Below are 26,368 nucleotides of genomic sequence, written 5' to 3'. Positions count from 1 at the left end.
ACGTTCTCATTTTCAACTAATTAACTGAATATAAATGCAAATAGGCCACTCTGTATGAAAGTGGCCATCTCATTCCTACTTTATATAGCGTACTCTATCACTCGCTTGCAATTCCGCCAATGTAGATGCACCGACACCGAACATGGCCATTCGCAGCTCGAGTTCTTTCGTTTCCATCACTCTTATGACATCTTCTGGAGACTGAGTCGCCTCTTTCAAGATAGATCTTCCGAAACCGACGACATCCGCGCCTAAAGCGATTGTTTTCGCAGCGTCCAGTCCAGTCGACATGCCGCCACTTGCAACAATCGTTTGCGTATCAATCTTTTCACGGACAGACACAACACATTCGACCGTGGGAATGCCCCATACGCTGAACGTTTCAGCAGCGGCTTGCTTTACCGGATCGGTTGAACGGTATTTCTCCACTTGGCTCCAAGATGTTCCGCCTGCTCCCGCTACGTCAATAAAAGATACACCGATATCACATAGCTTTTTGGCTGTCTCCCCGTCGATTCCCCAACCGACTTCTTTCACACCTATAGGAACTTCCAATGCATTCGTCAATTCTTCGATTTTCACTAATAAATCCTTGAAATTCAGATCTCCGTTAGGTTGAATAACTTCCTGAAGACTGTTCAGATGCAATACCAAAGCATCCGCATCCGTCATTTCGATGATTTGTCGGCATTGATCGACGCCAAATCCGTAATTCAATTGAACCGCGCCTAAATTGGCGATGATCGGAACAGTTGGCGCGTATTGTCTAACTTGGAAGGATGCCCGATGCTCTTCACTTTCAATTAATGCACGCATCGATCCCAAAGCCAATATCCACCCTTTTTCTTCAGCAGCAAGCGCTAAATTACGGTTGATTGCTTCAGCGAATGCAGCGCCGCCAGTCATGGAGCTGATCATAAAAGGCGTTGGGCGCATTTGGTCCACAAATTTACTTTCGATGGAGATATCACTAAAGTCAATTTCAGGTAGTGCGTTATGAATGAAGTGAACCCTTTCCAATCCGGTTGTAATATGGTTCCCTGTCACTTTTTCATTGAGCGTGATGTCGATATGCTCCGCTTTCCGTTGATGAATCGAACCAGTCATTATCCAACATCCCTCTTCCCTTAACATTAAAATACATAACTCACTCGATTATAAACCATTTTCAGTTACTAATTCACGCCGTTCTTAAGGTTCATTTTTCAATAAAGTATTTTGACCCATCTTTTTTAAATAAATTCATAAAAACCTATGCTCTTCCTCATGGAATCCCTATTTATCTTATCATTGAATCACGCAGATGACGAATAATCTCATATTCATTGTACGCTCAGTAACTTGGCAACTGTTTCAAATGTATGTTAAATTTGAATCGGTCAAATCAAAACGAAACTTCGGGGCAAGGTGAAATTCCTTACCGGCGGTGATCAAGCGCTATGCTTGTCAGTCCGTGACCCGTTCTTCCCTACGGAAGACGGTGGAGCTGGTGAAACTCCGGCACCGACAGTTAAAGTCTGGATGGGAGAAGTTGCTCGTGTTTGATGGCCATGCCCAACTCTATCCGCCCTTTCCAAAATGAAAGGGGGAATTCGATGGACCACACCGATTACATGGAGTCATCTCTGTTGGAAAACTTGAAGCAGGTGTGTGTACAGACACAATCAATGCAAGCGGCAGTCGCCGTTTCTTCAACGCGTCCATTAATCCGAATTCTTCTTTCACTTGTAGAGGGATTAGGCTTCTTCAGGATGCCGGAATTGAAGCAATCATGATTTTTTGTAAAAAAGAGGCGGATTTCAGCAACCGGGCATTTTCATATCTAAAGTTCCAAAAAACTACGTCAATTATCTTCCAGAAAACCCTTTCCTCACCACCCGTTTGCCCCATGGTGGAAAGAACCCTATACGAATTATTTTAGATAGATGTCTAAGGCATCTTAAGCTTCAAGCACTTTTCAGATTGGAGGTGTACGCTGATTGTTTACAGGAATTGTTGAAGAAATTGGAACCGTTCATGCGATAAAGAAAGGTTCTTCTTCGATGCAATTGTTAATTAAGTGCAGCCATGTACTTTCTGACGTAAAAAAAGGAGATAGTATTTCAGTTAACGGAGTATGTCTTACCGTATCGGATTTCTCAACAACGCAATTTGCAGCGGACGTTATGCCTGAGACGTTCCTGGCAACGACGCTATTCACATTAAAATCCGGCAGCCGTGTAAATCTGGAACGTGCAATGGCCGCGAAAGGCCGGTTTGGCGGCCATTTTGTGACAGGTCATGTCGATGGCATCGGTGAAATTACTGCGGTCAGACCGGTCGAAAATGCGATCTATATGGACATTCAATTGGCTTCTGAGTTTCAGTCGCATCTTGTTCCGAAAGGTTCCATAACGGTTGACGGCACATCATTAACTATTTTCGGCATTTCAGATCAAGGGTTTACGATATCCCTTATCCCCGTAACTCAAGCTGATTCAATCATTGGTCATAAACGTGCTGGGGATTTAGTGAACGTAGAATGTGACATCCTTGCAAAGTATTTAGAGCGGATCGTATCCAGGAAAGAAACTAGACCGTCCGGTGGATTGACGATGGATGCACTCGCCAAAAGCGGATTTTTAGATTGAGAGGTGAAGACGATGTTTGCAACGGTTGAAAAAGCGATCGAAGAATTAAAAAAAGGGAAAGCGATCATTGTCGTGGATGATGAAAGTCGTGAAAATGAAGGTGACTTTGTTGCACTCGCTGATTATGCGACTCCGGATATGATCAATTTCATGGCTAAAGAAGGCCGCGGCTTAATTTGCACCCCCATTGAACAACAGATGGCGGACCGATTAGGATTGGCGCCAATGACCAATACGAATACCGATGTACATGGGACAGCATTCACGGTCAGTATTGACCATTCATCTTGCCATACAGGTATTTCAGCATTTGAACGCTCGGAAACGATCTTAAAAATGCTGGATAGAGAGTCAAAGTCTTCTGACTTCAGAAGGCCGGGCCATATTTTCCCGTTAGTCGCGAAATCGGGCGGCGTTTTGGAGCGCCCGGGACATACGGAAGCTGCAGTCGACTTGGCCCGTCTTGCAGGGACGACTCCAGCGGGTGTAATTTGTGAAATTATGAATGATGATGGAACAATGGCCCGAGGACAAGAGCTATTGGAAATTGCAAAGCAACACGAACTCGTCATTTTAACAATCGAACAATTGACAGCATACCGGAAGCGAAATGAAACGCTTGTCGAAAAGGTCGTCTCGATACATTTACCTACTTCGTATGGAGATTTCACAGCGACAACATACGTAGAAAAATTGACTGGACGTGAACATATCGCTTTAGTGAAAGGCGATCTTAATGAAAACGAGTCCCCTCTCGTCAGAATCCATTCGGAATGCCTGACAGGTGACGTATTCGGGTCATGCCGATGTGACTGTGGACCACAGCTGCAGGCAGCGCTTGCCCAGATTGAGGAAGCCGGGACAGGGGTCCTTGTCTATATGCGCCAGGAGGGCCGCGGAATCGGTCTTGTCAATAAAATGAAAGCTTATAAACTTCAGGAACAAGGATATGATACAGTCGAGGCAAATGCACACTTAGGTTTCGGGGATGATTTACGGGAGTATTTCATTAGCGCGCAAATGCTTTCTGATCTAGGATGCACCCGAATACAATTGCTGACGAATAATCCACGTAAAATCGAAGGCCTATCAGAACATGGCATTACGATAGAGAATCGGATCCCTATCGAACTTCCTGCTAAAGATAGCAATCGATTCTATATGGAGACGAAAAAGACGAAACTAGGGCATTTATTGCATAACTGAGGAGGAAATACGAATGAGTATGACATACGAAGGACATTTAATTGGTACAGGACTTAAAATCGGCATCGTCGTATCCCGGTTTAATGATTTCATTTCGGGGAAGCTGCTTGGTGGAGCTGAGGATGCATTGCGCCGCCACGGAGTTGACACCGATGATATCGAAATCGCATGGGTCCCTGGCGCTTTTGAAATTCCGATCATCGCAAAACGGATGGCGGCTTCAAAGAAATATGATGCCGTCATTACATTAGGCACTGTCATTAGAGGGTCTACCCCCCACTTCGACTATGTATGTAATGAAGTCGCAAAAGGAGTTGCCGCCATCAATATGACAGAAGGGATACCAGTCATTTTTGGCGTATTGACGACAGACTCAATTGAACAAGCGATTGAACGTGCCGGGACGAAAGCAGGAAATAAAGGATGGGACGTAGGAGTCTCCGCGATTGAAATGGCAAATCTCATGAAACAGTTATAAGAAAAGAAAAAAGCAAGTCCCTTGTTGGGATTTGCTTTTTTTATCGTATTGATTAGACACCCATTTTTCGGCTCGATTGTGTTACTTTCTTCGACTGTTGGCTCTTCATTTTCGGTGTTTGTTGAATTGGATTACCATTTGCTTTCGCTGACTGCGTCTTATTTTTCTTTGCCTCAAGCTGTTGTTTGACTGCATCTTTCAAGCTGATTTTCCCTTTTTCCCCCGATTGTTTGTTCGTTTCCATTTTGGTCATCTCCCTCCCCTATTGTCGGTTAGTAAATTTTAGCACTCCTGATGAATGATTGTCTATATAGAAAATACGCTGGATCGTCAAAGTTAAAGTACTGCCTTGCTTCCCCTTCTTCGCAGTAATAGCCAAATGACCGAAAAAATGATGAAAGCCACCGCTTCCAGTGACAATATATACCATGGGTAAGGACCTAGAAAATCAAGCAAGCTGCCATTGTGGGGTTTCATTCGAAGAAACATATAATTCCCATCAAAGAGCCAGTTTACAGCTAGAATAAACGGTACAATCGTATTGATGATCAACATTGTTTTCATGACACCTTTAAACGTAGGTTCATACCCTTTCACCCATACGAAATATAGCCCCGTTACGATAATTCCCGCATGTGTATAGAAAAAATGGAAAAAGCGGAAATGAGGAAAATCCTTATCAAGAACAGGTGTTGCCATTGCTTGGAGAGCGCCACCGATGCCAGCGAAAATGACAAAATCGATCAAGTGCCGATTACCGGTCAATAGCAGCACAATTGAGACAAATAAAGAGATGCTACATAATTCTAGCGGCAGTGAGTCATCCAATCCCCAACGTCCAGTCGAAATGAGCCATATATGATACGAGATATCCATCGCCAATAAAGACAGCGCAAAATAACGTTCAGCCATCTTCAATCCCTGAACATTCTCTTGCAATCTCTTCCGTTGCATATAAAGAAGAATAACCATTATAGCGATTAATGAAAGAACCGATAGATGTACAAAAGAAAACATAACGAACTGAGAATCTATTCCACCGCCGCCCATTGCCATTCCTCATTCCTACGTACAATGATTACTCCAAATTATAACATTGGTTAATAAGAATAAGTAGAATGCGGTGAATCGGTATAAGGAGATTTCCTCTCATCGATGATTTTTCCATGATCTAGAAATAATATTCGATCCCCTAATTTTTCGGCTTCTTCCCTATCATGCGTTACAATAATGAACGGAATCTTCCACATTTCATGAAGGCGGATCAGTTCATTTTGGCAATCAATGCGTGTTTGTTTATCCAAAGCGGAAAGAGGCTCATCCAATAACAGGATGGATGGCTCGGATGCCAATGCTCGCGCAAGAGCCACTCGTTGTTTTTCACCGCCGGATATTTGGTGGGGGTATTTCACTAAAAGTTGATGAATGCCCAACACTTGCAGGAGTTGACCAATGACAAAAGAACGGTGCTCGTCCTTCCTCTTCATACCATACTGAATGTTCTGCTCAACCGTCATATGCGGGAACAAAGCATAATCTTGGAATAACATGCCTACGTTCCTTGCCTGGACTGACATGGAATCTTTTTTGCCACTGTAAAACGCCTTATCCCCCAATTTGATCGTTCCTTCGTCTGGCTTTGTCAATCCCACAATCGTATGTAAAATCGTCGTTTTGCCGGAACCGGATGGCCCGAACAGGACAAGGATTTCATCTCCCATACTGAAATCGACTTCAAGATTATAATGGGATAACCGCTTTTTTATATCCACTTCCAACATCGTATCACCTACTTCGGTTTTCATTCGCATAGCGCAGCATGTTTCGTCGGCTCCACCAATTGAGCCACAAGATTGTACTGAAGCCCAATGCGACGATGATGACAACCCAAAACACAGCTTTCTCCATTTGTCCCGATTCAACAGCGAAATAGATTGACATCGGAATCGTATCGGTCTTTCCAGGTATATAGCCTGCAATCATAAGGGTGGCTCCGAATTCTCCGAGCCCCCTTGCAAATGACAAGACTAGACCGGCGAGCAGGCCTGGCCATGCCAACGGGAAACTAATGGTCCTGAATACACGCCATTCTGATGCTCCCAATGTTCGGGCGGCATTTTCGATACGGTCGTCCATGCTGTTGAATGCCGCTGCAGCACTTTGGTACATCAATGGGAAGGAGACGACAATGGAAGCGATGACTGCGCCAAGCCAAGTGAAAACAATTTGGACATCGAACCACTCGAGAAGCCACTTTCCGATCCAACCATGCTTGCCGAATAGAAGCAGCAAGGCGAAGCCAACCACAGTAGGCGGTAAGACGAGAGGCAATATGAAGATGGCCTCGATCACCGATTTACCGAAGAATTGTTTTCTTGCAAAAGCGCGTGCGAAAAAGACACCGGAAATGAATACGACCGTAGTGGAAATTGCCGCCACTTTTAAGGAAAGCATTAAGGGTGAATAATCCATGCCCGTCGCCCCCTCCTCTTCTACTTATTTAAAGCCATGCTTATTTGAAGCCATACTTCTGCAATACCGCGCTTCCCTTTTTCCCTGATAGGAGATCCAGGAAATCCTGTGCCTCGGCTGGATAATTGGAATCGCTCACAACTGCTCCCGGATAGATGATGTTTGAATGCCAAGAGGAATCTGCTACCGCCACGACAGTCACTTTATCTGAGCTCCATGCATCACTTGCATATACAATGCCATAATCTGCATTCCCCATTTCAACATGCGTCAACACTTGCCTTACGTCCGACCCCATGACAAGTTTGTCTTGTAGAGGCGTCCATAATTGCAGATGCTCCAGAACTTCCTTCGCATATCTTCCTGACGGGACAGTATCCGGCTCCCCCATGGAAATATGATCGGACTTAGCGCTACCAAGCTGTTCGTATGATGAAACGGGAATCTGAACTACATTATTCGTGATTAACACTAGAGAGTTTTCTGTGAAATCCACGATTGTCGACTCATTGATTAGCCCCTGCTCCTTCAACCTCTCCATGTCATCCAAACTAGCTGAAAGAAAAATATCAGCGGTGGCGCCTTGCTCAATCTGAGTTGCAAGCTTCCGGGAACTTCCGAAATTCAAAGTGATGAAAACGTCATCGTGCTCGTCTTCATATACATTTTTCAATTCGGTCAAAGCATCCGTTAAACTGGCGGCTGCTGAAATTGCTATCTCCTTTTTCTTCATACCCTCCTCTCCTTTATTTGCACACCCTAATGGAATGGCAGCAATAGCGAGAAGTAGCATCGTTTTTATAAACTTTTTCACATTACTCCTCCTTTCCACTCGTTACTACTAGATATATTCATATATAACACAATATAACAGGATATATCTACTTATAACTAACTATATCTTCATATTATTGTTTATATCTATTTATATCTGAATATATTGCTATTTTATTCGATATAAGAGAAAATAGAAATAAGAATCTGACAGGAGGTTACTTATGACTGGAAATAAGGAAGCGTCGTATACGACCGAGGAAATCGCGGATCTTTTGAAAGTCTCTAAACTGACCGTCTATGATCTTATAAAAAAAGGAGATATTCGCGCATACCGGGTAGGACGGCAAATGCGTGTCGATTCAGAAGACCTGGAAGCTTACAAGGATAAATCGAAAAGTGGTGGGATTGTTGTCAAACAGGAAAAAACGGCTTCCCAGACAACACCTGAACTACCGATTCAAAGGACTGAACCAAATCCGCCACCCCAACCGTATCAGCCAGCATCACAAAGGAAACTGATCATAAGCGGACAGGACATCAGCCTGGACCTGCTTGCAAATGCGATTGGAAGAAGCGGTGCTGGTTACCGTCCACTCCGTTCGTACACAGGCAGTTTGAACAGCTTGATTGCAATGTATGAAGGGGAAGCAGACATTGTCAGTACCCATCTATTCGATGGGGATACGGGAATGTATAATATCCCCTATATTAAAAGAATTCTTACCGGTCATGAATTCGTAGTCATCAATTTGCTATCGAGGTCGGCTGGCCTATTCGTACAAAAGAACAATCCGAAAAATATACGGACGTGGGCGGATTTCAGCAATCCCTCCATCAAAATGGTCAATCGGGAAATAGGGTCAGGCGCGAGAGTGTTGTTAGATGAAAAGTTGCGGTTGGAAGGCATACTTCCCCGATACGTCGAAGGTTATCATATAGAGGAACTGAACCATATCTCCGTCGCCAGCAAAGTGGCATCCGGAATTGCGGATGTCGGTGTTGGGATTGAAAAAGCTGCGGCAATGGTAGGCGTAGACTTCATCCCGCTCGTCCAGGAACGGTACGACCTCGTCATGTACAAGACTCCCGAGAATGAATTCTTACGTAATTCTATCTTATCCATCCTTCACTCACCCGCATTTCAAAATGAAATCGGAGCGTTAGGAGGCTACGATCTTTCATTAACCGGGACAATCATGTATGAGACGGATTAGGTTAAGGGCACATCGATGTAGAATCGGGTGCCTTTATCAATTAAATACAAGTTTACGTAATAATATTATCGAACAAAAAATGAACGCCCGATAGCGGACGTTCGTTTCGTTTATTCTTGTACATCTTCATAATGCATAGCGCGATCCGGCTCGTACTTGTTATACCTGATCTTCAGCAACTTGAACATATGCGTTAAAACAACCTTCAATAATGCGTATCCAGGTATACCTAGAACGACTCCCGCAACCCCGAATAAAGACCCCGCAGTCAGTAAAACGAAAATGATCGTAATCGGATGGATTTTCAATGATTTGCCCATTATTTGCGGGGATATGAATTTCCCGTCGACCAATTGAACAATCGTCCAGACGGCGGCTAGCTTCACAAGCATTAGTGGCGAAGTGACGATGGCAATGATGACTGCTGGCGTAATCGCAATAAGTGGACCCAAGTACGGAACGACGCTTGTGAACATCGCGAGTGCGCCTAATAGCAGTGCATATTTCATGCCAATGATTTGAAAACCGATCGATACCATTATTCCAATGCTTATGGCAACAAGAATTTGACCTTGGATATAAGCACTGATCTGATGATCTGCATCATCGAGAATCACTTCCGCATCATCCCGAAGGCGTGGCGGAAGCATTTTTTTAATCATCTGTGGAAGCTTATCCCCATCCTTCAATAGATAAAAAAGGATGAATGGAACGGTCACAATCGCAAGAATGAAACCCGTCAATGCTGAAATGAATGAGGTGATCCCGGAAGCGATTCCGCCGACTGCATCTGTTATGAATTCACCAATGTTCCCTTTCCCGTTGTCGAGAAAACTGTTGATGTTTATATCCATTTCTTTATAATACGTTGAAAAAATCGAGGTCCGCAAAAATGTGTCTACATTAATGAGCATTTGATTGAAATACGTAGGAAACTCTTCAATCAAGTTTGCGAATTGCATCTTTAGAAAAGGAAAAACGAGAAAAACCAATAAAGTAATCAAACCGATGAGACCGACAAATATGATGAAAATCCCCCATACTCTCGGAATCTTTATCCGTTCAAAGAAACGGAGTATGGGCCGCAACAAATAATAGGCGATTGTTGCTAGGATTATTGGCAGTACGACAGTTGAAAAGAATACTCTTATCGGGTAAAAGACGAAATCCACTTTGCTGAATACTAAAATAATCAGGCCAATCAACAAGATTGATAGGAGCACGAACATTGTGGCTCGTCCTCCTAGGAAACGGATAATTCGCGGTGTGCCATCATTCAGTTCTTTGCGCGCTGTCGACCTAATTTCTTCGTAATCCATTGACTCCCCCACTTTCCATCACTCAAGTTCTAAATCAAGAAAGGCTGCAAGTGCCTCTTTATTCTTTTCAACATCAAGCTCGATAACCGACCCAGCATGTGCATAAGAGTTGAAGCGATACGTACCTTCAACAGGAATCGTCATCGTTTCCAAATCGGCTTTGCCCTTCACCAAAAGGGTGAACGCTTTTGAAATTTCGTCTTTTGTCGTTAAATCGGTCTCAATGAAGCCGGATAATGCACCGGATAATTTCGGAACATGAAGAAGCATTCCAGGACTCATCGCCTCATCTTTAACTGCGTTCATTACTTCCTGCTGCCTTGCCACCCTGCCGAAATCTCCCTGTGCGTCGGCGCGGAAGCGGGCATATCCAAGCAGTTCCTTACCATTCAAGCGCTGTTCGCCGGGCATGAGCGTGACGCCGATCTTTTCGGACATCTCTTTTTGGACATTAATTTTTATTCCACCTGGAAACGCAATATCGATGATCGACTCGAAATTGTCAAAATCCACAATGGCATAATGGTGAATCGGGATGCCGAACATGCCTGTAATTGTATCCTTAACGGTCTGTACCCCGTTCAAGTAATAGGCTGTATTGAGTTTATAGGATTGATATCCAGGAATATCTGCATAAATATCCCGCATGAACGAAACAATGCGGATCGACCCTTCTTGTTTATTCCAAGAAAGGACCATCATTGTGTCCGTGCGCGACTTTCCGCTCCCATCATCGTCAATGCCTAATAACAGGTAATTCTCGACGGATGGGTTCTGGGGATCGATTACATCACCATGGAAAGGGCCTGGGTCAATGATATTCCCTTTCGCCAATGACTTCCCTTCCTTATATTGAAAGTATGAATAAAGCCCTGTCGCGATGAAAACGATGAATAGGATCGTGAAGAATAACCTGCCTATCCGTAGCTTTCTTCTCCTTCTTCTTCTCGGCACCGGGCCTTCGTACTGGTCTTCGTTCAAGGTTAATTCCTCCAAATTGTAAAGTCACGTATAGGACGATTGTTGAATGCCAATGGTTGCGTATGTATATGGATAGTATACCATGCGAGGACTCTTAGATAATGCTACGGAATCTGGTCATTTCCCCATACAAGTAGTGAAGCGAAGCATAGTCTATATTGAAGGTGGTGGTATATATGGGTCGTGAATACGGGGGCGGAAGCGGTTACGGTTCTTCCTTTGCTTTGATTGTTGTGCTTTTTATCCTGTTAATCATTATTGGCGCAAGCTTTGTCTATTAATTCATAATACAATAAAGCACAACCACTCATTGGCACTTCGAGAGAAGGTTGCATTCCGGTCTTGGATGACCCGTATGCAGCCTTTCTTTCGTGTGCTACAATTTAGAGTATACATTGAAAGGGGTTGTAGACGATGACAAGTGAAGGAATCGAAAAAGCGGTATTCGCCGGAGGTTGTTTTTGGTGCATGGTGAAGCCATTTAAGGAATGGGATGGCATTGTTGACGTTGTGTCGGGCTATATGGGTGGGCACGTTGAAAACCCTACTTATGAAGACGTGAAAAAAGGGGACTCGGGACACTTGGAAGTCGTCGAGATCACATATGATCCTTCTATATTTACATATGAAAAACTTCTGGAGTTGTATTGGCCCCAGATCGATCCGACAGACGCGGGCGGACAGTTCCACGACCGTGGACATTCCTATACGACAGCCATCTTTTATTATAACGAGGAACAAAGGAAAGCTGCGGAGAAGTCGAAAGAAGAGCTCGCCAATAGCGGCAGGTTCGCGAAGCCGATCGTGACAGATATCCGTCCAGCGGAGACATTCTACCGTGCCGAAGAATATCACCAGGACTACCATGAGAAAGAGCAGCAACATTATGAAGAGGACCGTGCCAAATCAGGACGGGACGAATTCATATCAGAATACTGGAAATGACTGATTCAAAAAACAGGTGAAGGATTTAATCCTTCACCTGTTTTTAATTCCTATTCCATTTTCTGCTCACGGTCACCAATCATAAACGTCAAGATCATCATAGTTACAAACAATCCCATGAAAATCATCAATGTATATTGATGCTCGCCAGTCCAGTCGTAGATCAATGCAATCAATAACGGCAAAAAGCCTGCAATTAGATAGCCGCCCGTCTGCATCATTGCGGTCCATTCATTTGTATCCTCCGCTGTTTCGGTCGCATCCAATGGAAATAACAACGCAATCGGGAATAGTCCAGCCAGAGGAATCGCCATGAGAATGGAACTCACCCACATTAGCGTGCGATCTCCCGTCCAAAACAAAATGAATGCAAGTAATCCCATTGTTAAAAACACAAACAACCAGAATCTCCTTTTCGGAAAACGTTCATAAACGATTGGAAAGAGGAGATTCAAAAAGATTTGCAACGTCATCATTACACTTAATAGAGTGCTCGCTTGCACGAGTGACATACCGGCATCTGTCGCAAGCGGAACAATCCACGTAATGATGCCAAAGAAACTTGACGCTTGTAAGCCGAAAAAGAGCAAGTACAGCCATGCTTTTCTCTGTCGCCATGGTGACAAGGCGTCCACTTTCCTCTTTTCCCCCTTCTCCCTTACCTCCTGATGAAGATTACTATCCCCTTTTACTGAGAGTCTCCAGAAGAAAATTGCCGCAACCGATAGAACAGCCCAGATGCCAAGTGCAAACGGGTACGAACCGGTGGATTCGAAAAATAGCGCGGTAAGTCCTGCTCCTAATGAAGAACCGACTCCCATACCGAATGAATAGACACCGATTACACTCGTGGCCCGTTCCGGAAAACTCTGTTTGATCATCGCAGAGAGAAGTGGACCCATGACGGCAATTGCAATCCCGATAATTATTGCAGATAGGAGCAACGAAGCATAATTAGAATATAATCCCCTCATCGCTGTCATTAAACCAATGACAAACAGCATGAGATACATTGAACGTGTTAGCCCTAGCTTGCGATTCAGAAGAGGTGCCAAAGACGCAAACAGGCCCATGCAAAATACCGGTAAAGCCGTCAAGAGACTCACTTTTGCGTTTGTCAAAGATAGATCATCCCGAATGATATCGAGCATCGGACCAATTGATGTTATGGCTGGCCTCATATTGACCGCAACGATAAAAATCGTAATGATAAGTAAGATGGTGTTATGTTTCAAAGAACGTTGTGACATTACAAAACTCCTTATACTATGTTGATTGCGAACTTGTGTTCCTTCCCTTTTTCGACTATACTAAGTAGTGAAAGGAAAGATGTACCATGAAACTTCTCCATTGGGAATATACTCGGAAGTATCAAGTAAAATGTAGATTTGATGAGTTTCCCCACACTGTTTTTATTTTCCGCAAAGTGAAGGACTATTATTTTCTGTTCTCCATGTCCGGATTGGATAAGCATGCCGTTGCAACAAAAAAGGATTATGTGCGAATGGAATATTTATTGAATAAAGAGCTATGTTTATTGGACGCATATCGGCAACGAAGCGTATTCAAATGTTGATCCCCTAATATGGGGGTTTTTTTTGTGGAATTGGATCGGAGGTAGAATAGAAACAGGCGATGCAGAAAACATACAGTACAATCATACACGAGATGAACTGAAAAAGTGTGAAAAGCGGATCGAACCCGTACCACTCGATGAAGAATCCGTGTTATAATAGGAGCATTGTGAATTTAGGAGGATTTTTTATGATAGCAGTTAGTAATGTTAGTCTTCAATTCGGTGACCGTAAACTGTTTGAAGATGTGAATATACAGTTCAACCCTGGTCATTGTTACGGATTGATCGGTGCAAACGGAGCCGGAAAATCAACATTCCTTAAAATTTTGTCAGGCGAACTTGAACCTCAAACAGGCAACGTCATCATGAACAAGGATGAGCGTTTGGCAGTCCTTAAGCAGAACCATTTCGAATATGAGGAAAACGAAGTGCTTGATACGGTCATCAGAGGACATCAACGTCTTTATGATATTATGACCGAGAAAAATGCCATTTACATGAAAGAGGATTTTTCAGATGAAGATGGCATGCGCGCAGCTGAACTTGAAGGTGAATTCGCTGAATTGAATGGTTGGGAGGCGGAATCGGAAGCCGCAATCCTTCTTCAAGGTTTGGGCATTCCTGAAAGTCTCCATCATGTTAAATTGGCTGAGCTGAGCGGTTCGGAAAAGGTTAAAGTACTTCTTGCACAAGCGTTATTCGGTAAACCGGATGTCTTGCTGCTGGATGAGCCGACGAACCACTTGGACTTGAAAGCCATACAATGGCTGGAAGAATTCCTGATTAACTTTGAGAACACTGTCATCGTTGTTTCCCATGACCGTCATTTCCTGAATAAGGTTTGTACTCAAATCGCGGACCTCGACTTCTCGAAAATCCAACTGTACCCAGGAAACTATGATTTCTGGTACGAGTCCAGCCAATTAGCACTAAGAATGGCACAAGACCAGAACAAGAAAAAAGAAGAAAAAATTAAAGAATTGCAAGCGTTCGTCGCCCGTTTCAGTGCGAATGCGTCAAAATCGAAACAAGCTACATCCCGTAAAAAAGCACTTGAAAAGATTGAATTGGATGATATCAAACCTTCATCACGCAGATACCCATTCGTCAACTTCACAATTGGACGTGAAATCGGCAATGATGTGCTAAGCGTAAAAGATCTGTCCAAAACACAAGACGGCAAAGTCATGCTGAAAGATGTTACATTTACGATGAATAAAGAGGATAAGATTATCCTTTTAGGCAATCCACTAGCTAAAACGGCATTGTTGGAAATTCTGGCCGAAGAAGCTCAACCAGACGCAGGGACTTTCAAATGGGGCGTAACGACTTCCCGTTCCTACTTCCCTCTTGATAATAACGAGTACTTCCAAGGATCTGAAACATCATTAGTTGAATGGCTGCGCCAATATTCACCTGAAGATCAGACGGAAACGTTTTTACGCGGATTCCTTGGCCGGATGCTTTTCTCCGGTGAAGAAGTTAAAAAGAAACCATCCGTATTATCAGGGGGAGAAAAGGTCCGTTGCATGCTTTCCAAAATGATGTTGAATAATGCTAACGTCCTTCTGCTTGATGAGCCGATGAACCACTTGGATTTGGAGTCGATTCAGGCATTGAATAACGGCTTGATCGCTTTTAAAGGCGCTATGATCTTTACTTCCCATGACCAGCAATTCATTCAGACTGTAGCGAATCGAATTATTGAAATCCGTGAAGACGGAACGATTCTCGATAAAATGATGCAGTATGATGAATATTTGGAGTGGAGAGACCAGCAATCTGTCTCCAACTAATACGGAAACCGTTTTCCTTTTATGGAAAACGGTTTTTTAGTTTTGAAAATCGGGCATCGGTAATGGATATATATAAGGATATTCATCATCTTATCGGCAATACTACCGGAAAGGAGTGTGCAGCAGATGAAGAGAAAATCCATAATATTACACGTCTTACTTTTTGCGTTGATCGCTTCCGGTTGTACGAACAAAACTACGAGCTTGAACAATTCGGGAAATAGTGGGGAAACAACAAAACCGAACGAACAACCAGGGAATACTGAGGAGTCTGACACAAAACCGAATCAAAACGACCAATCATTACTTGACTTCTTCCTTCCGGCAGGATCAACTGCGCGGTATAAAGGGGAAGGAAATGAATTTGCAAAGTTGGATATTGATTTTGCCCATCCGTATGAAGATTATGTAATTCTTCATGAAAATAATGGTGGCGCAGTAATCAGGCGCATTTACAAAATTGAGAAAGAACAGATCTTGAAAATTGAAGAAAAACCAGTGGATTTACATGAGGACTTCCCTTCCCTGCAAGATATTAATGCGATGGAACCAATCGGCATTTACCTCAAGAAGCCTTTGAATGTCGGCACGGTATTCGGCAATTGGAAGATTGTCGAAAAGGATGTAACAGTTGAAACACCTTATCAGACATTCGATCATGCTTTTGTCATTGAAGAAAAAGGCGAGGATTTCGTCAACCGCAAATATTTTGTGGAAGGATTCGGAGAAGTGAAGCGCGAGTCAATTATGAAATCGGTTGATGAGGAGTATATCGTCACTTCAACTTTGGAATCTGTTACCAAACCTGAATAGAATACGTCTAGCTTCAGCGGCCAGATGCGACAGGCCGCCTCCGCTTTTGTACGTAAAAAAGAGGCACCTCTAGAGGCGCCTCTTTTGTCTGACGAATTATAGTTTAACTACGTTAGCAGCTTGAAGACCACGATTGCCTTCTACGACTTCGAACTCGACTTGTTGTCCTTCGTCCAAAGATTTAAATCCGTCTCCCTGAATTGCAGAGAAGTGTACGAATACATCGTCTTCCCCTTCAACTTCGATAAATCCGAAGCCTTTTTCAGCGTTGAACCATTTTACAGTACCTTGTTTCATTTGTGTCTACCTCCAAATAATTGTTCTTGCTAATATATGAAAAAAATTCACATATTACAAAAAGCACCGACAACGCCGATCACCTTTTGTAATACGTGAATACGTCTGCTTCGGTAAATCGCTTTATCTTACTGCTACTATACCATACCCAAATTAATTGTCAATATAACATTATCAAATATTCGAATTATTCATCATCATAAGTGAAGCTGGCTTGCCGTTCGTCAAGGAAATGATTCCATGAAAAATTTGCAAATCCTCATCGCAACCATCACAGAAGATGCGTTCACTATCTGACCAGTATGCGAAAAAACAATTTTTCCGCTCTTCTCGGTATTTATATTTTGACCCGAATTCCTTGTTTACCTCACGTAAGTATTCCAACGCCTCTTGAGCGGATTCAAATGCCTGCCTTGATTGGATTTTCTTTTCCCAGTCTTCAAACATCCACCAGGGCTCGTAATCCGCTTTCATATAGACAACTTCATATTTCATTAACGTTCCCCCCTAACTAAAAGCCGTGAGTGGATTCATTCTAACAAATCCCGATTAACTATCCAAGTAAATGAATTCATACGCCCATTACAATGTATTTCCGTAAGGATTCAGGTATAATTGGACTAAGGGGATGAAACTTTTGGTCATTTCAAACGTAGTAAAGGATAGAGAAAAAAGGAGGCCTGTAGACGATGCAAGAAGTTAAGCAGTTTTTCCAACGGCACTTAATAGCGGCGCCAATCAGCTTCGGCTCTTGGTTAACGATGATCCTTGCTGCAGGCATGAATCCAGTTGCCGCAACCGGTCTGATGATCGCAATATACTTAGGTGGTAATTTCACGATTAAACAAATACAGCTTTCGTCAAATGTCAAGGAGCTGGGCATGTCAAGATCGGAATATAAGCATATTAAAACACAGATCACTGAAGCTAAATCAAAAATAAATAAATTGAACGGGTTATATGGTCAAGTCCGCTCTGTCCAGGCATTTAAACAAGTATACGAGATGAATAACTTGGCAAAGAGGATTCTTACCATAGTACGCAAAAACCCTAAGAAATTCTATCATGTCGAGAAATTTTTCTATTCACATCTCGATTCTGCTGTCGAGTTGACTTCCAAATATGCAATGCTGGTCAATCAACCATTGAATGACCAGGAAATCAGGGTTGCCCTCCAACATACAAGAGAAACACTTACAGAAGTGAATAAACAATTGGAGCAGGATTTACGAGGCGCCTTGGCAACAGACATTGAACAGTTGCAACTTGAACTGGACTACGTGGATGTGACGATGAAAAAGAACAAACCGTTGCTTGAGATGAAAGGAGAAATGCGTAATGACAGAAAATAACGTGACGAATTCTGAGGTAAAAACAATGGATGACCTTTTGGACAATCCATTTACTATGAATGAACCGCTTTTACCGAAAGAAATGCAGACGGAGCAAACGAAGGGCCAAGTGGCTGTAAAACTGATGGATCGCCTGACACCCGAAGAACAGGAAAAAGCGAGACAACTAGCCGAACAGATACCTGTAGGTAATTATGAAGCGATTATCACTTATGGTGCAAATGCACAAAATGAATTATCACGTTTCTCCCATAAAATGTTGGACCACGTACAAAGCAAGGATATTGGTCCTGTTGGAGATGTATTAAGCGATTTAATGGGCAAGTTGTCGGAAATTGATCCCGAGGACCTGTCCGAAAAGAAAAAAACCGGACTGAGCCGCCTGTTCAGCAAAGCTACTCGATCAATCCAGGAAATGATGACAAAGTATCAGAAGCTGAGCACACAAATCGATCGCATCGGTGTCCAATTAGAGCATTCCAAACGGGGCCTGCTTGAGGATGTCCAAATGCTTGACAGCCTTTACGAACAAAACAAGACATACTTCCAGGCATTGAATGTCTATATTGCTGCGGCAGAACTGAAACGAGACGAAATTGCAAACGTCATTATTCCTGAAATGCAAAGGAAAGCTGAACTTTCGAATGACCAAATGGCGTTCCAAGAAGTGAACGACATGGGTCAATTCCTAGATCGGTTGGAAAAACGACTGTACGATCTACAGCTTTCAAGACAGATTACGATTCAAAGCGCTCCGCAAATCAGGATGATTCAACAGACGAATCAGACGCTTGCCGAGAAGATCCAATCTTCCATCATGACTTCCATTCCGTTATGGAAGAACCAGATCGCTATCGCGTTAACATTGAATAGACAGCGGAAAGCCGTAGAATCCCAGCGTCTAGTGACAAAAACAACGAACGACCTTCTTTTGAAGAACTCTGAAATGTTGAAAGTGAACTCAATTGAAACTGCGAAAGAAAATGAACGCGGCATCATTGAGATCGACACATTGAAGAAAACGCAGGAAAACTTGATTCAGACAATCGAAGAAACGCTAGTCATCCAAGCGGATGGGCGTGCGAAGCGAAAGCAGGCAGAAGTGGAAATTGCCCGTATGGAAGAAGAATTAAAACAACGCCTCCTTGCCGTACACGAAAAAACACAGTCCCCAAATCGACCACTATAACATTCAAAAAACCGCCCTCTTGGCGGTTTTTTCCTTCTCTCAACCCACTACAATTGCTAACAGTTTCCTTAAAATTCTCAATGTCTGGTCCGTAAAATGGTCAACAGATTGCGATGCTGCCGATTTACTTCCGAACATCATTGAGAACAGTGCACGCTGATCATCTGTCGGCTCCTCTGATGCTAAGAACAAATGGATGACAGAGACCCCCATTTTCTCTGCCTCCAATACAGATTCCCTCGTATCCAGAATTCCATTCCGATCATAACCAAAGGCAGATGGCTCACCGTCCGAAAATACGAGAAGGAATTTATGCTTCTCCGGTATTCCTAGCAACCTGCGCGTCATCCATCTAATCGCAAAACCGTCCCGATTATCCTCATTCGTCTCAAATGAGAGAATAGTCAATCCGTCATCTTTCCACTTATCTTCAAATGTATGCATCATTCCAAACACATTAGGCTGAACATCCTTCGAAGCATAGTTGGCATCTTCGTAATAGGAGGATATTTCATGTTGGACGGATAGCTCCCTTAATACATCGTGGAATAGCAAAACAGCTTTCTTCGTTTCATCCAACTTATCCATCATTGATGCAGAGCCATCTACTAGCAAACCGAATACCGCGTCCAGATTTTCCGAAGGAACGTTTTTCCGATAAAAAGGACGAGGGCGTTCATCCACTAGCAACGTCGTCAATTTCGTCGACAACCTGCCCTTCATCAACCGGTTCCTTTTTGCATCCGCTTTCAACTCGATCCGCTTTCTCATTTCCTCTGCAAATGAACGGACGTGCGGTTTTTGCTCTTCGCGCCATGTTAGCAGCTTAGTCAGATTCGCATCATCGCGCACTGCTTGAACTGCCTGCTCTTCATATACGACATTGATGTGCTCCTTGCCGAAGTCATGACCTGCAGTTTTCCGCTTTGACTTCTTCCTAGAACCGCTCCGTTCTTCATCAGACCATTTGCTGCTTTCATTTCCCTCTGAGTGTCCAGTTCCTGTTTCTTGGACATCGGCATTTTCATTGCCTTCGGTCGAGTTTTCGCCTTCCCCCCTGCCCGCTCGGCCATGCTCCAGCTCGTATTCAAGGTGAACGCCCGATTCGCTCTCACTTTCACGATGCCACGTACGGAAGATTTCCTCAATCGTTTCCTTCGGTTCCAGTTCCCCTTGTTCTGCATCCGTCATTCCTTCGTGATAATGAAATACGGCTGTCTCTTCCGAGATGGCGTCTCCGACAACATAATATTGATGAATAAGGTCATTTTCGATGATTTCCTCGACCATGAAGATGATACGCTCTGCCAATTTGGACACTTCTTCAGTTGATTTCGCGTCTGTTGCATACATTGCAATCATCATAATCTGGCTGATCGGCAAATTCCCATCTACCTGCGATTCGGTCAACAACCCTTCATGCAATGTGATGTACAGCTGATTCAGTAAAGCATCAGCCAAGAACGCCTTATTGGTATTGGATAGGAGCCGATCCTTGTGGAAGTTTAGCATAAGTTGCCGTCTGATTGAAAATGCCTTGGACGTTCCCGGTCTCTTCTTTTCAACGACATCCATCAGCCTGAATTCTTCCAACATGAGCAGCAACTCTTCAGCAAGCTTCCGTAATGGGTGGCTTTTGTACTTATTTCTGAAACGGATCCAATCTGAAACGGAAAAATGCTTCCAAAAACCCGCTGTCAATAAATAAATATCTGATAACCGGCCGGCATGCGTCACTTCTTCGGCACGATGCCTCCAAAACACACTAATTGAAATGGTACCTTCCTTCGGCTGGAATTCGAATAGTTTACGCTCTGTCAATTCAAGGAATTCCGCATCCGCAAGCGCTCGCCCTAACCTTTCGTAAAGCAATAGCAAATTCGCATCAATCATTTCATCATTGAATTGTATGAACCGATTTATTTTGACCATTGTTTCCGCCTCACTTCACCCATGTTTCCACTAATTCCATGACGAGATCCCTATCCATCCTGTCTTCCAGTTTTTCCGCAATGGCGTACCCGATGGCGCGTCTTACCGGTATGTGCTCCGCCAGCGCTATTGCATCCAATAAACTCCTGACTGAAGCAGCTTCCTCAGACAATAAACCATTGACCACTTGCTTTCTAAGATCTTCATTGATGTTCATCATCGTATCGACTAAAAATGCATCTGCTTGAGGATAAAGATCCTGAATGATTTCCCGTAATTGTTCCCCCGTCAAATAAGGGATTGAAAATGAAATGAATCGGTTTTTCAGCGCCTCGTTCATTGGTGAAGTTCCGACGTATCCTTCGTTTATAGCAGCAATTACAGTAAAATCAGGATGAGCATGAATGACTTCACTTGTAAAAGGATTTGTAAGCATTCGCCTATGGTCAAGGACGCTGTGTAAAATGGGGAGGGTCTCCGGTTTCGCCATATTAATTTCATCTATATAGAGGATATGCCCCTCTTTCATCGCCTGAACAACCGGGCCCTCAACAAATTCGATGATGGATTGCCCACTGCTCACATTAATCGTCTTGAAACCTAAAAGAGATTCAGCGTCCAAGTCCACAGAGCAGTTCACACTATGCATCGGCTGATTGAAAAAATGAGAAACGCTCTGTGCTAGCTTTGTCTTACCGGAGCCGGATGGGCCTTTTAAAAGTACAGGCTTCTTCAATACGACGCCAACTAGAATATCCTCCCATAGATTTGGGATAGGGGAAATATAGCCCCCTTCCTGTATTAAATCTGTATATTTCCTTTCGTAATCTCTGCCATGCCGAACTGACCTTTCATTTGCAATAAATGGATCCATGAATTGCTCATCCTCCTAAAAAATGCCCGGTACCGAAAAGTGGGCACCGGGCGTAAAAATTCATTCAAAATATGTTTTATAATAGCCGCCGACTTTCCCGGTATTATCCACGATGAAAATGAATTCCTCTGTTTCGTTTTTTACATCATATTCTTTCCCGGGTGTTAAACAATCGTTCACGACATACTTAGCCGCATCCGCATGCTTACACATGACTTTACGAAGTGTCGGGGCAGTCGTCCACTCTTTAAAAGACATTTAGTTCACCATCCAATTTCAGTAATTTGAAAAAGCCCGAGAAACTCGGGCTTTTCAGTTAAGCAGAGATCAAGATCCAAGAAGCAGATCTTCTGGGTTCTCAATCAATTCTTTGACCATCTTAAGGAATCCGACTGAGTCTTTTCCATCGATCACACGGTGATCATAAGACAATGCAATGTACATCATCGGACGAATCTCCACATTATCGCCAACAGCTACAGGACGTTTTTGAATTGTGTGCATTCCTAGGATACCCACTTGAGTCCCGTTTAAAATCGGTGTCGAGAACAAAGATCCGAATACACCGCCGTTTGTGATTGTGAATGAGCCGCCTGACATATCCGCAATCGTCAATTTATTGTCTCTCGCTTTTCCAGCAAGCTCTCCGATTGTAGATTCAATCTCAGCAAAATTCTTGCGATCAGCATCACGGACGATTGGAACAACCAATCCGCCTTCAGTTGAAACTGCGATTCCTACATCGTAATAGTGTTTCAAGATAATTTCATCGCCATCAATTTCCGAGTTGACGTATGGGTACTTTTTAAGAGCAGCGACAACCGCTTTTGTGAAGAAAGACATGAATCCAAGACGTACATCATTCTTGTCATAGAAATCGTCTTTTTTACGTGAACGGAGTTCCATAACAGCAGTCATGTCGATTTCATTGAAAGTTGTCAGCATTGCAGTCGATTGTCTCACTTCCAATAGACGTTTCGCAATCGTTTGGCGGCGACGCGTCATTTTTTCACGCGTTTCACGGCCATCTTGTACCGGTGCTGCAGCAGCTTTCGCTGGAGCTGCAGGCGCAGCCGGGGCTTTAGGAGCTGAGCCATGTGCTGATACGTCTTGCGCACGAACGCGGCCCATTGGATCTACTGGTGATACGTCAGCAAGGTTGATGCCCTTTTCCCGTGCAAGCTTTCGAGCTGCCGGGCTTGCGATTGTACGATCGGAAGAAGACTGTTCAGTTGTTTGTGCAGCTGCCGCCTCTTGTGGTGCCGGTGCTGTTGCAGGAACCTCTTCCGCTTTAGGTGCAGGTGCAGATGGTTGTGCCGCTGGTGCTCCGGAACCTTCGCCTACGACTGCGATGACTTGACCGACTTCTACTGTGTCACCTTCTGCAGCAAGAAGTTCTTGGATGACTCCGGCTTCCTCGGAGATGACTTCCACGTTTACTTTATCCGTTTCCAATTCTACGATGAACTCGCCTTTGTCAACACTTTCACCGGGTTGTTTCAACCACTTTGCAATCGTTCCTTCAGTAATCGATTCTGCAAGCTCAGGTACTTTGATTTCAGCCACAATAAATTCCTCCTCTGTTCTACCGTTTCAACGGTGGCAACAAATATCTTTAATTAATGTGAAATTATTTTTTCAAAGCTTCTTCGATGATGCGTTGTTGCTCTGCTTTGTGCGCTTCCCCATTACCTTCGGAAGGGCTCGCGCGATGAATACGGCCTACGTAGGAAACTGATTTCTCATCTCCGGCGATTTCAAGCATGTATTCCAAAGCAAATGACCAAGATCCCATATTTTTAGGCTCTTCTTGGACCCAGACGAGCTCCTTCGTTTTTGGATAGCGCGCTGCAATTTCCGCAATTTTATCGGATGGGAATGGATAAAGCTGTTCCACGCGGACAATATGCAAGTGGTCGAAGCCTTCTCCATCCTTCACTTTCTCAGCAAGATCGATTGCCATTTTACCGCTTGCGAATAGAATCTTTTTCACTTTGTCAGGATTTTGGCCTGTTCCAGGCTGCTCAAGAACAGTTTGGAAATGTCCGCCTGCCAGATCGCTCACTTCGGCGCCGACGAGCGGATGACGAAGAAGTGATTTCGGCGACACGATGACAAGTGGACGTTCCACGTCAGTTCCAAGCATCATTGCCTGTCTGCGCAAGACGTGGAAATAGTTCGCCGCGCTTGAAATGTTCGCAACCGTCCAGTTATTCTCCGCGCTTAGCTGTAAATATCTTTCTAGACGTGCACTTGAGTGTTCCGGTCCCTGACCTTCGTATGCATGTGGCAGTAGAATGACCATACCGGACTGTTGGCCCCATTTCGAATGACTGGAAGAAATGAATTGGTCAAACATCACTTGTGCCATATTTGCAAAATCCCCATATTGGGCTTCCCAAATTGACAACGCCTGGTCTTTCTCCAAGTTATAACCGAATTCATAACCGACAACAGCAGTTTCAGTTAATGGACTATTGTAAGCGACAAATGAAGCGTTCGAGTCACTAATATGATGGAGTGGTACAAACTCTTCCCCAGTCTTTTCGTCGTGCAACACAAGATGGCGATGCGCGAAAGTACCTCGCTGGACGTCTTGCCCAGTAATGCGAATCGGTTTACCGTCTTGCAGAATGGAACCGAAAGCCAATTGTTCGGCATGTGCCCAGTCCACTTTTCCTTTTCCTTTGAAAGGCTCTTCACGACGCTTCAATATCCGATCCAACTTGCTGAATACTGTGAAGTCATCCGGATACGAAAGCAGCTCTTCATTCATCCGTTGCAATCTGTCGTGATCTACACCAGTTTCAAGATCCCTTGGGTATCCCGCCATGACAGAATCAGGCGTTGCATTAGATCGTTCTTTCGCTTTCGTGGAATCCTCTTTCACTTTGTCGTATGCGGCTTGCATCACCGCAAAGACGTCAGCATCCATCTTTTCGACATCCTCAGCTTTCAAGATGTTCGCTTCTACAAGTTTGGAACCGTAGATTTGGCGTGCAGTTGGGTGCTTATGGATCGAGTGGTACATGACAGGGTTCGTCACTAACGGCTCATCCATTTCGTTGTGCCCGTATCGGCGATATCCGATTAAATCTATTAAAATATCCTTGCCAAACTTTTGACGATACTCGAACGCAAACGACGCCGCCGCAATGACATCTTCCGGACTGTCAGCATTGACATGCAATACCGGAACTTCAAAGCCTTTTGCAGGGTCTGACGAATAATGAGTCGATCTCGAATCGTAAAACTCAGTTGTAAAACCAATCGTATTATTGGCGATAATATGGATTGAACCGCCAGTCTTATATCCGCGTACACGGCTATAGTTGAATGTTTCAGGTACAATTCCCTGGCCTGGGAAAGCTGCATCCCCATGGATCATGATGGCATACGCAGCTTTCATATCCTGTTTAGGCTGGCCTTCCTGATTTGTCGATTCCTGTGCAGCACGGGTTTGCCCGGCAACAATCGGATTGACGACCTCCAAGTGGGAAGGGTTGTAAGCTAAGAAGCGTTCAGTTCCTGAAGGAGCTTTATATAGAGCTCCCATATGGTATTTTACATCACCGAACCAGCCATGTGTCGTCGCAAGTGAACCATCTTCAGGTAGAAATGGCTCGGATGGGACGCCGGCAAATTCAGCGAACATCATTTCATAAGGTTTATTCAAAATATGGGTCAATACATTCAAACGTCCACGGTGTGCCATGCCAATCAGTATCTTCTTCACTCTGTCAGCCTCGGAACGGCGAACCAACTCATCAATGAGGACGACTAGAGAGTCAAGTCCTTCAATGGAAAAACGCTTTGCCCCGACAAATGTGCGGTGAATGAATTTTTCAAAGCCTTCGACCTTTGTAAGCCGTTCAAGTAAAGCCTTTTTATCATCCTCAGAAAGCTGCACGGAGATTTCTCCGTTTTCAATTTTCGATTGGATCCAAGTTCGCTCTTCTTCATCAATTACATGTGAGAATTCATAAGCAATCTTCCCAGTGTATAATGATTTCAAATAGTTTACTGCATCCAGTCCGCTTTCTACATGGGCGGGCGGATTTTTCACAAACAAGGAGGCTGGCATCGACTGCAAATCACTCTCGGATAAACCATAATACGAAAGTTCCAGTCGCGTTGCATCTTTAGGTCTATCGTTCAGCGGATATATATCCGAGGCAAGATGCCCGTATGTGCGGATAGCGTCGATTAGCGTGTAGGCGGCCAGAACTTTTCCAAAATTACTTTCTGGCACAGCTGACATTGCTGTATTTTGATCTGCCCCCTCTATAGAAGGCGCACCGTAGCTTCTGAACATTTCAGCAAGTTCGGGATCCACCGATTCGGGTGACACTTTAAACTGATCATACATTTCCATTACATACCCAAGGTTCGGACCAGCGAATACCGAATAAGGGGAACGTTGGGTACCAACATTGTTCGACATGTAAAATGACCTCCACATTTTGCCTATTGGCATGTTGTGTTTCTATTTTTTATCCGTATCCATATTACCACGC

At 43.9% G+C, this 26,368-nt stretch carries 28 protein-coding genes and 1 riboswitch; of the genes, 12 read left to right on the top strand and 16 right to left on the bottom strand.

The genetic code is table 11. The features are described 5' to 3' along the window. Positions 1 to 75 precede the first annotated feature (75 nt). The gene (gene fni / locus M3191_RS03900; protein WP_251698238.1) at positions 76 to 1,107 is read right to left on the bottom strand and encodes a type 2 isopentenyl-diphosphate Delta-isomerase; all 1,032 of its coding nucleotides are present in this window, start codon (positions 1,105 to 1,107) and stop codon (positions 76 to 78) included. Between the two features lie 282 nt (positions 1,108 to 1,389). After that, positions 1,390 to 1,537, top strand: a riboswitch (FMN riboswitch). Positions 1,538 to 1,595: 58 nt separating this feature from the next. Between fni and M3191_RS03895 the strand changes: the two genes are divergently transcribed. The 4 genes from M3191_RS03895 (at position 1,596) to ribH (ending at position 4,314) form a co-directional block, all read left to right on the top strand. Continuing rightward, entirely contained in the window at positions 1,596 to 1,775 is a 180-nt protein-coding gene (locus M3191_RS03895) for a hypothetical protein (protein ID WP_251698236.1), read from the top strand. 204 nt (positions 1,776 to 1,979) lie between these two features. After that, entirely contained in the window at positions 1,980 to 2,630 is a 651-nt protein-coding gene (ribE, locus tag M3191_RS03890; RefSeq protein ID WP_251698234.1) for a riboflavin synthase, read from the top strand. 12 nt (positions 2,631 to 2,642) lie between these two features. Then, positions 2,643 to 3,836 (top strand): bifunctional 3,4-dihydroxy-2-butanone-4-phosphate synthase/GTP cyclohydrolase II, encoded by a 1,194-nt coding sequence (locus M3191_RS03885; RefSeq protein WP_251698232.1) that lies wholly within the window; start codon positions 2,643 to 2,645, stop codon positions 3,834 to 3,836. A gap of 13 nt (positions 3,837 to 3,849) precedes the next feature. Next, positions 3,850 to 4,314 (top strand): 6,7-dimethyl-8-ribityllumazine synthase, encoded by a 465-nt coding sequence (ribH, locus tag M3191_RS03880; protein WP_285846986.1) that lies wholly within the window; start codon positions 3,850 to 3,852, stop codon positions 4,312 to 4,314. A 52-nt stretch (positions 4,315 to 4,366) separates the two neighbouring features. On the opposite strand, the gene M3191_RS03875 is transcribed toward ribH, so the two are convergent. From M3191_RS03875 to modA, 5 genes are all read right to left on the bottom strand, one after another. Beyond that, entirely contained in the window at positions 4,367 to 4,558 is a 192-nt protein-coding gene (locus M3191_RS03875; RefSeq protein WP_251698230.1) for a hypothetical protein, read from the bottom strand. Between the two features lie 92 nt (positions 4,559 to 4,650). After that, on the bottom strand, positions 4,651 to 5,364 hold the full coding sequence (locus M3191_RS03870; protein WP_251698229.1) for a YwaF family protein: 714 nt from the start codon (positions 5,362 to 5,364) through the stop codon (positions 4,651 to 4,653). A 50-nt stretch (positions 5,365 to 5,414) separates the two neighbouring features. After that, positions 5,415 to 6,095 (bottom strand): ABC transporter ATP-binding protein, encoded by a 681-nt coding sequence (locus M3191_RS03865; protein ID WP_251698227.1) that lies wholly within the window; start codon positions 6,093 to 6,095, stop codon positions 5,415 to 5,417. A 4-nt stretch (positions 6,096 to 6,099) separates the two neighbouring features. After that, positions 6,100 to 6,786 (bottom strand): molybdate ABC transporter permease subunit, encoded by a 687-nt coding sequence (modB, locus tag M3191_RS03860; protein ID WP_251698225.1) that lies wholly within the window; start codon positions 6,784 to 6,786, stop codon positions 6,100 to 6,102. 40 nt (positions 6,787 to 6,826) lie between these two features. After that, positions 6,827 to 7,600, bottom strand: a complete 774-nt coding sequence (gene modA / locus M3191_RS03855; protein WP_251698217.1) for a molybdate ABC transporter substrate-binding protein — start codon at positions 7,598 to 7,600, stop codon at positions 6,827 to 6,829. A gap of 184 nt (positions 7,601 to 7,784) precedes the next feature. On the opposite strand from modA, the gene M3191_RS03850 reads away from it, so the two are divergent. Continuing rightward, positions 7,785 to 8,777, top strand: coding sequence for a helix-turn-helix transcriptional regulator (locus tag M3191_RS03850; protein ID WP_251698215.1), 993 nt, complete (start codon positions 7,785 to 7,787; stop codon positions 8,775 to 8,777). A 110-nt stretch (positions 8,778 to 8,887) separates the two neighbouring features. On the opposite strand, the gene M3191_RS03845 is transcribed toward M3191_RS03850, so the two are convergent. Then, entirely contained in the window at positions 8,888 to 10,096 is a 1,209-nt protein-coding gene (locus M3191_RS03845; RefSeq protein ID WP_251698213.1) for an AI-2E family transporter, read from the bottom strand. Positions 10,097 to 10,114: 18 nt separating this feature from the next. After that, positions 10,115 to 11,077, bottom strand: a complete 963-nt coding sequence (locus tag M3191_RS03840) for an LCP family protein (RefSeq protein ID WP_251698212.1) — start codon at positions 11,075 to 11,077, stop codon at positions 10,115 to 10,117. A 176-nt stretch (positions 11,078 to 11,253) separates the two neighbouring features. Between M3191_RS03840 and M3191_RS03835 the strand changes: the two genes are divergently transcribed. Both M3191_RS03835 and msrA read left to right on the top strand, forming a co-directional pair. Further along, positions 11,254 to 11,358, top strand: a complete 105-nt coding sequence (locus tag M3191_RS03835; RefSeq protein WP_251624321.1) for a YjcZ family sporulation protein — start codon at positions 11,254 to 11,256, stop codon at positions 11,356 to 11,358. 133 nt (positions 11,359 to 11,491) lie between these two features. Next, positions 11,492 to 12,022 (top strand): peptide-methionine (S)-S-oxide reductase MsrA, encoded by a 531-nt coding sequence (gene msrA / locus M3191_RS03830; RefSeq protein WP_251698210.1) that lies wholly within the window; start codon positions 11,492 to 11,494, stop codon positions 12,020 to 12,022. Between the two features lie 50 nt (positions 12,023 to 12,072). Here the strand turns inward: msrA and M3191_RS03825 are convergent, their stop codons facing one another. After that, positions 12,073 to 13,272: an MFS transporter gene (locus tag M3191_RS03825; RefSeq protein ID WP_251698208.1), complete on the bottom strand. Its 1,200-nt coding sequence runs from the start codon at positions 13,270 to 13,272 to the stop codon at positions 12,073 to 12,075. Positions 13,273 to 13,620: 348 nt separating this feature from the next. Here M3191_RS03825 and M3191_RS18510 point away from each other — a divergent pair, with 348 nt between their 5' ends. The 3 genes from M3191_RS18510 to M3191_RS03815 all read left to right on the top strand — a co-directional run bounded on the left by M3191_RS18510 (position 13,621) and on the right by M3191_RS03815 (position 16,207). Continuing rightward, positions 13,621 to 13,755: a hypothetical protein gene (locus M3191_RS18510; protein WP_285853182.1), complete on the top strand. Its 135-nt coding sequence runs from the start codon at positions 13,621 to 13,623 to the stop codon at positions 13,753 to 13,755. A gap of 31 nt (positions 13,756 to 13,786) precedes the next feature. Next, positions 13,787 to 15,394 carry an ABC-F family ATP-binding cassette domain-containing protein gene (locus M3191_RS03820; RefSeq protein WP_251698206.1) on the top strand — a complete coding sequence of 536 codons (1,608 nt, stop codon included), beginning with the start codon at positions 13,787 to 13,789 and terminating at the stop codon, positions 15,392 to 15,394. A gap of 126 nt (positions 15,395 to 15,520) precedes the next feature. Then, the gene (locus tag M3191_RS03815; RefSeq protein ID WP_251698204.1) at positions 15,521 to 16,207 is read left to right on the top strand and encodes a hypothetical protein; all 687 of its coding nucleotides are present in this window, start codon (positions 15,521 to 15,523) and stop codon (positions 16,205 to 16,207) included. 96 nt (positions 16,208 to 16,303) lie between these two features. Here the strand turns inward: M3191_RS03815 and M3191_RS03810 are convergent, their stop codons facing one another. Both M3191_RS03810 and M3191_RS03805 read right to left on the bottom strand, forming a co-directional pair. Then, positions 16,304 to 16,504, bottom strand: a complete 201-nt coding sequence (locus tag M3191_RS03810) for a cold-shock protein (protein ID WP_147055882.1) — start codon at positions 16,502 to 16,504, stop codon at positions 16,304 to 16,306. A 174-nt stretch (positions 16,505 to 16,678) separates the two neighbouring features. Then, a complete protein-coding gene (locus M3191_RS03805) occupies positions 16,679 to 16,999 on the bottom strand; it encodes a DUF1033 family protein (RefSeq protein ID WP_251698202.1) in 321 nt (106 codons plus the stop codon). A gap of 194 nt (positions 17,000 to 17,193) precedes the next feature. Here M3191_RS03805 and M3191_RS03800 point away from each other — a divergent pair, with 194 nt between their 5' ends. Both M3191_RS03800 and M3191_RS03795 read left to right on the top strand, forming a co-directional pair. Beyond that, entirely contained in the window at positions 17,194 to 17,856 is a 663-nt protein-coding gene (locus M3191_RS03800) for a 5-bromo-4-chloroindolyl phosphate hydrolysis family protein (RefSeq protein ID WP_251698200.1), read from the top strand. Continuing rightward, positions 17,843 to 19,045, top strand: coding sequence for a toxic anion resistance protein (locus M3191_RS03795; RefSeq protein WP_251698198.1), 1,203 nt, complete (start codon positions 17,843 to 17,845; stop codon positions 19,043 to 19,045). Before M3191_RS03800 ends, M3191_RS03795 begins: the two co-directional genes overlap by 14 nt. A 39-nt stretch (positions 19,046 to 19,084) precedes the next feature. Here M3191_RS03795 and M3191_RS03790 read toward each other — a convergent pair whose 3' ends face one another. From M3191_RS03790 to M3191_RS03770, 5 genes are all read right to left on the bottom strand, one after another. After that, on the bottom strand, positions 19,085 to 20,977 hold the full coding sequence (locus M3191_RS03790; protein WP_251698196.1) for a vWA domain-containing protein: 1,893 nt from the start codon (positions 20,975 to 20,977) through the stop codon (positions 19,085 to 19,087). A gap of 10 nt (positions 20,978 to 20,987) precedes the next feature. Then, positions 20,988 to 21,851, bottom strand: a complete 864-nt coding sequence (locus tag M3191_RS03785; RefSeq protein WP_251698194.1) for an ATP-binding protein — start codon at positions 21,849 to 21,851, stop codon at positions 20,988 to 20,990. 60 nt (positions 21,852 to 21,911) lie between these two features. Beyond that, positions 21,912 to 22,109, bottom strand: a complete 198-nt coding sequence (locus M3191_RS03780; protein WP_251698192.1) for a DUF6501 family protein — start codon at positions 22,107 to 22,109, stop codon at positions 21,912 to 21,914. Positions 22,110 to 22,178: 69 nt separating this feature from the next. Further along, complete coding sequence (gene odhB, locus M3191_RS03775; RefSeq protein ID WP_251698191.1) at positions 22,179 to 23,417, bottom strand: 2-oxoglutarate dehydrogenase complex dihydrolipoyllysine-residue succinyltransferase; 1,239 nt, start codon at positions 23,415 to 23,417, stop codon at positions 22,179 to 22,181. A 64-nt stretch (positions 23,418 to 23,481) separates the two neighbouring features. Beyond that, positions 23,482 to 26,295: a 2-oxoglutarate dehydrogenase E1 component gene (locus M3191_RS03770; protein WP_251698189.1), complete on the bottom strand. Its 2,814-nt coding sequence runs from the start codon at positions 26,293 to 26,295 to the stop codon at positions 23,482 to 23,484. Between the last annotated feature and the right edge of the window lie 73 nt (positions 26,296 to 26,368).

The sequence above is a fragment of the Sporosarcina luteola genome, assembly GCF_023715535.1.
In the GTDB taxonomy this organism is placed as follows: domain Bacteria; phylum Bacillota; class Bacilli; order Bacillales_A; family Planococcaceae; genus Sporosarcina; species Sporosarcina luteola_B.
This window is presented reverse-complemented; position numbering and strand designations above follow the sequence as displayed.

What these genes read in the sequence shown, in the direction of transcription:
- M3191_RS03790 (WP_251698196.1), bottom strand. Translation starts at nt 20,977, where the DNA reads ATGGTCAAAATAAATCGGTTCATACAATTCAATGATGAAATGATTGAT.
- M3191_RS03835 (WP_251624321.1), top strand. Translation starts at nt 11,254, where the DNA reads ATGGGTCGTGAATACGGGGGCGGAAGCGGTTACGGTTCTTCCTTTGCT.
- M3191_RS03810 (WP_147055882.1), bottom strand. Translation starts at nt 16,504, where the DNA reads ATGAAACAAGGTACTGTAAAATGGTTCAACGCTGAAAAAGGCTTCGGA.
- modB (WP_251698225.1), bottom strand. Translation starts at nt 6,786, where the DNA reads ATGGATTATTCACCCTTAATGCTTTCCTTAAAAGTGGCGGCAATTTCC.
- M3191_RS03870 (WP_251698229.1), bottom strand. Translation starts at nt 5,364, where the DNA reads ATGGGCGGCGGTGGAATAGATTCTCAGTTCGTTATGTTTTCTTTTGTA.
- M3191_RS03815 (WP_251698204.1), top strand. Translation starts at nt 15,521, where the DNA reads ATGAAGAGAAAATCCATAATATTACACGTCTTACTTTTTGCGTTGATC.
- M3191_RS03795 (WP_251698198.1), top strand. Translation starts at nt 17,843, where the DNA reads ATGACAGAAAATAACGTGACGAATTCTGAGGTAAAAACAATGGATGAC.
- M3191_RS03825 (WP_251698208.1), bottom strand. Translation starts at nt 13,272, where the DNA reads ATGTCACAACGTTCTTTGAAACATAACACCATCTTACTTATCATTACG.
- M3191_RS03800 (WP_251698200.1), top strand. Translation starts at nt 17,194, where the DNA reads ATGCAAGAAGTTAAGCAGTTTTTCCAACGGCACTTAATAGCGGCGCCA.
- M3191_RS03780 (WP_251698192.1), bottom strand. Translation starts at nt 22,109, where the DNA reads ATGTCTTTTAAAGAGTGGACGACTGCCCCGACACTTCGTAAAGTCATG.
- M3191_RS03820 (WP_251698206.1), top strand. Translation starts at nt 13,787, where the DNA reads ATGATAGCAGTTAGTAATGTTAGTCTTCAATTCGGTGACCGTAAACTG.
- M3191_RS03805 (WP_251698202.1), bottom strand. Translation starts at nt 16,999, where the DNA reads ATGAAATATGAAGTTGTCTATATGAAAGCGGATTACGAGCCCTGGTGG.
- M3191_RS03875 (WP_251698230.1), bottom strand. Translation starts at nt 4,558, where the DNA reads ATGGAAACGAACAAACAATCGGGGGAAAAAGGGAAAATCAGCTTGAAA.
- M3191_RS03865 (WP_251698227.1), bottom strand. Translation starts at nt 6,095, where the DNA reads ATGTTGGAAGTGGATATAAAAAAGCGGTTATCCCATTATAATCTTGAA.
- M3191_RS03770 (WP_251698189.1), bottom strand. Translation starts at nt 26,295, where the DNA reads ATGTCGAACAATGTTGGTACCCAACGTTCCCCTTATTCGGTATTCGCT.
- msrA (WP_251698210.1), top strand. Translation starts at nt 11,492, where the DNA reads ATGACAAGTGAAGGAATCGAAAAAGCGGTATTCGCCGGAGGTTGTTTT.
- fni (WP_251698238.1), bottom strand. Translation starts at nt 1,107, where the DNA reads ATGACTGGTTCGATTCATCAACGGAAAGCGGAGCATATCGACATCACG.
- M3191_RS03885 (WP_251698232.1), top strand. Translation starts at nt 2,643, where the DNA reads ATGTTTGCAACGGTTGAAAAAGCGATCGAAGAATTAAAAAAAGGGAAA.
- ribH (WP_285846986.1), top strand. Translation starts at nt 3,850, where the DNA reads ATGAGTATGACATACGAAGGACATTTAATTGGTACAGGACTTAAAATC.
- M3191_RS03845 (WP_251698213.1), bottom strand. Translation starts at nt 10,096, where the DNA reads ATGGATTACGAAGAAATTAGGTCGACAGCGCGCAAAGAACTGAATGAT.
- M3191_RS03850 (WP_251698215.1), top strand. Translation starts at nt 7,785, where the DNA reads ATGACTGGAAATAAGGAAGCGTCGTATACGACCGAGGAAATCGCGGAT.
- M3191_RS03785 (WP_251698194.1), bottom strand. Translation starts at nt 21,851, where the DNA reads ATGGATCCATTTATTGCAAATGAAAGGTCAGTTCGGCATGGCAGAGAT.
- M3191_RS03895 (WP_251698236.1), top strand. Translation starts at nt 1,596, where the DNA reads ATGGACCACACCGATTACATGGAGTCATCTCTGTTGGAAAACTTGAAG.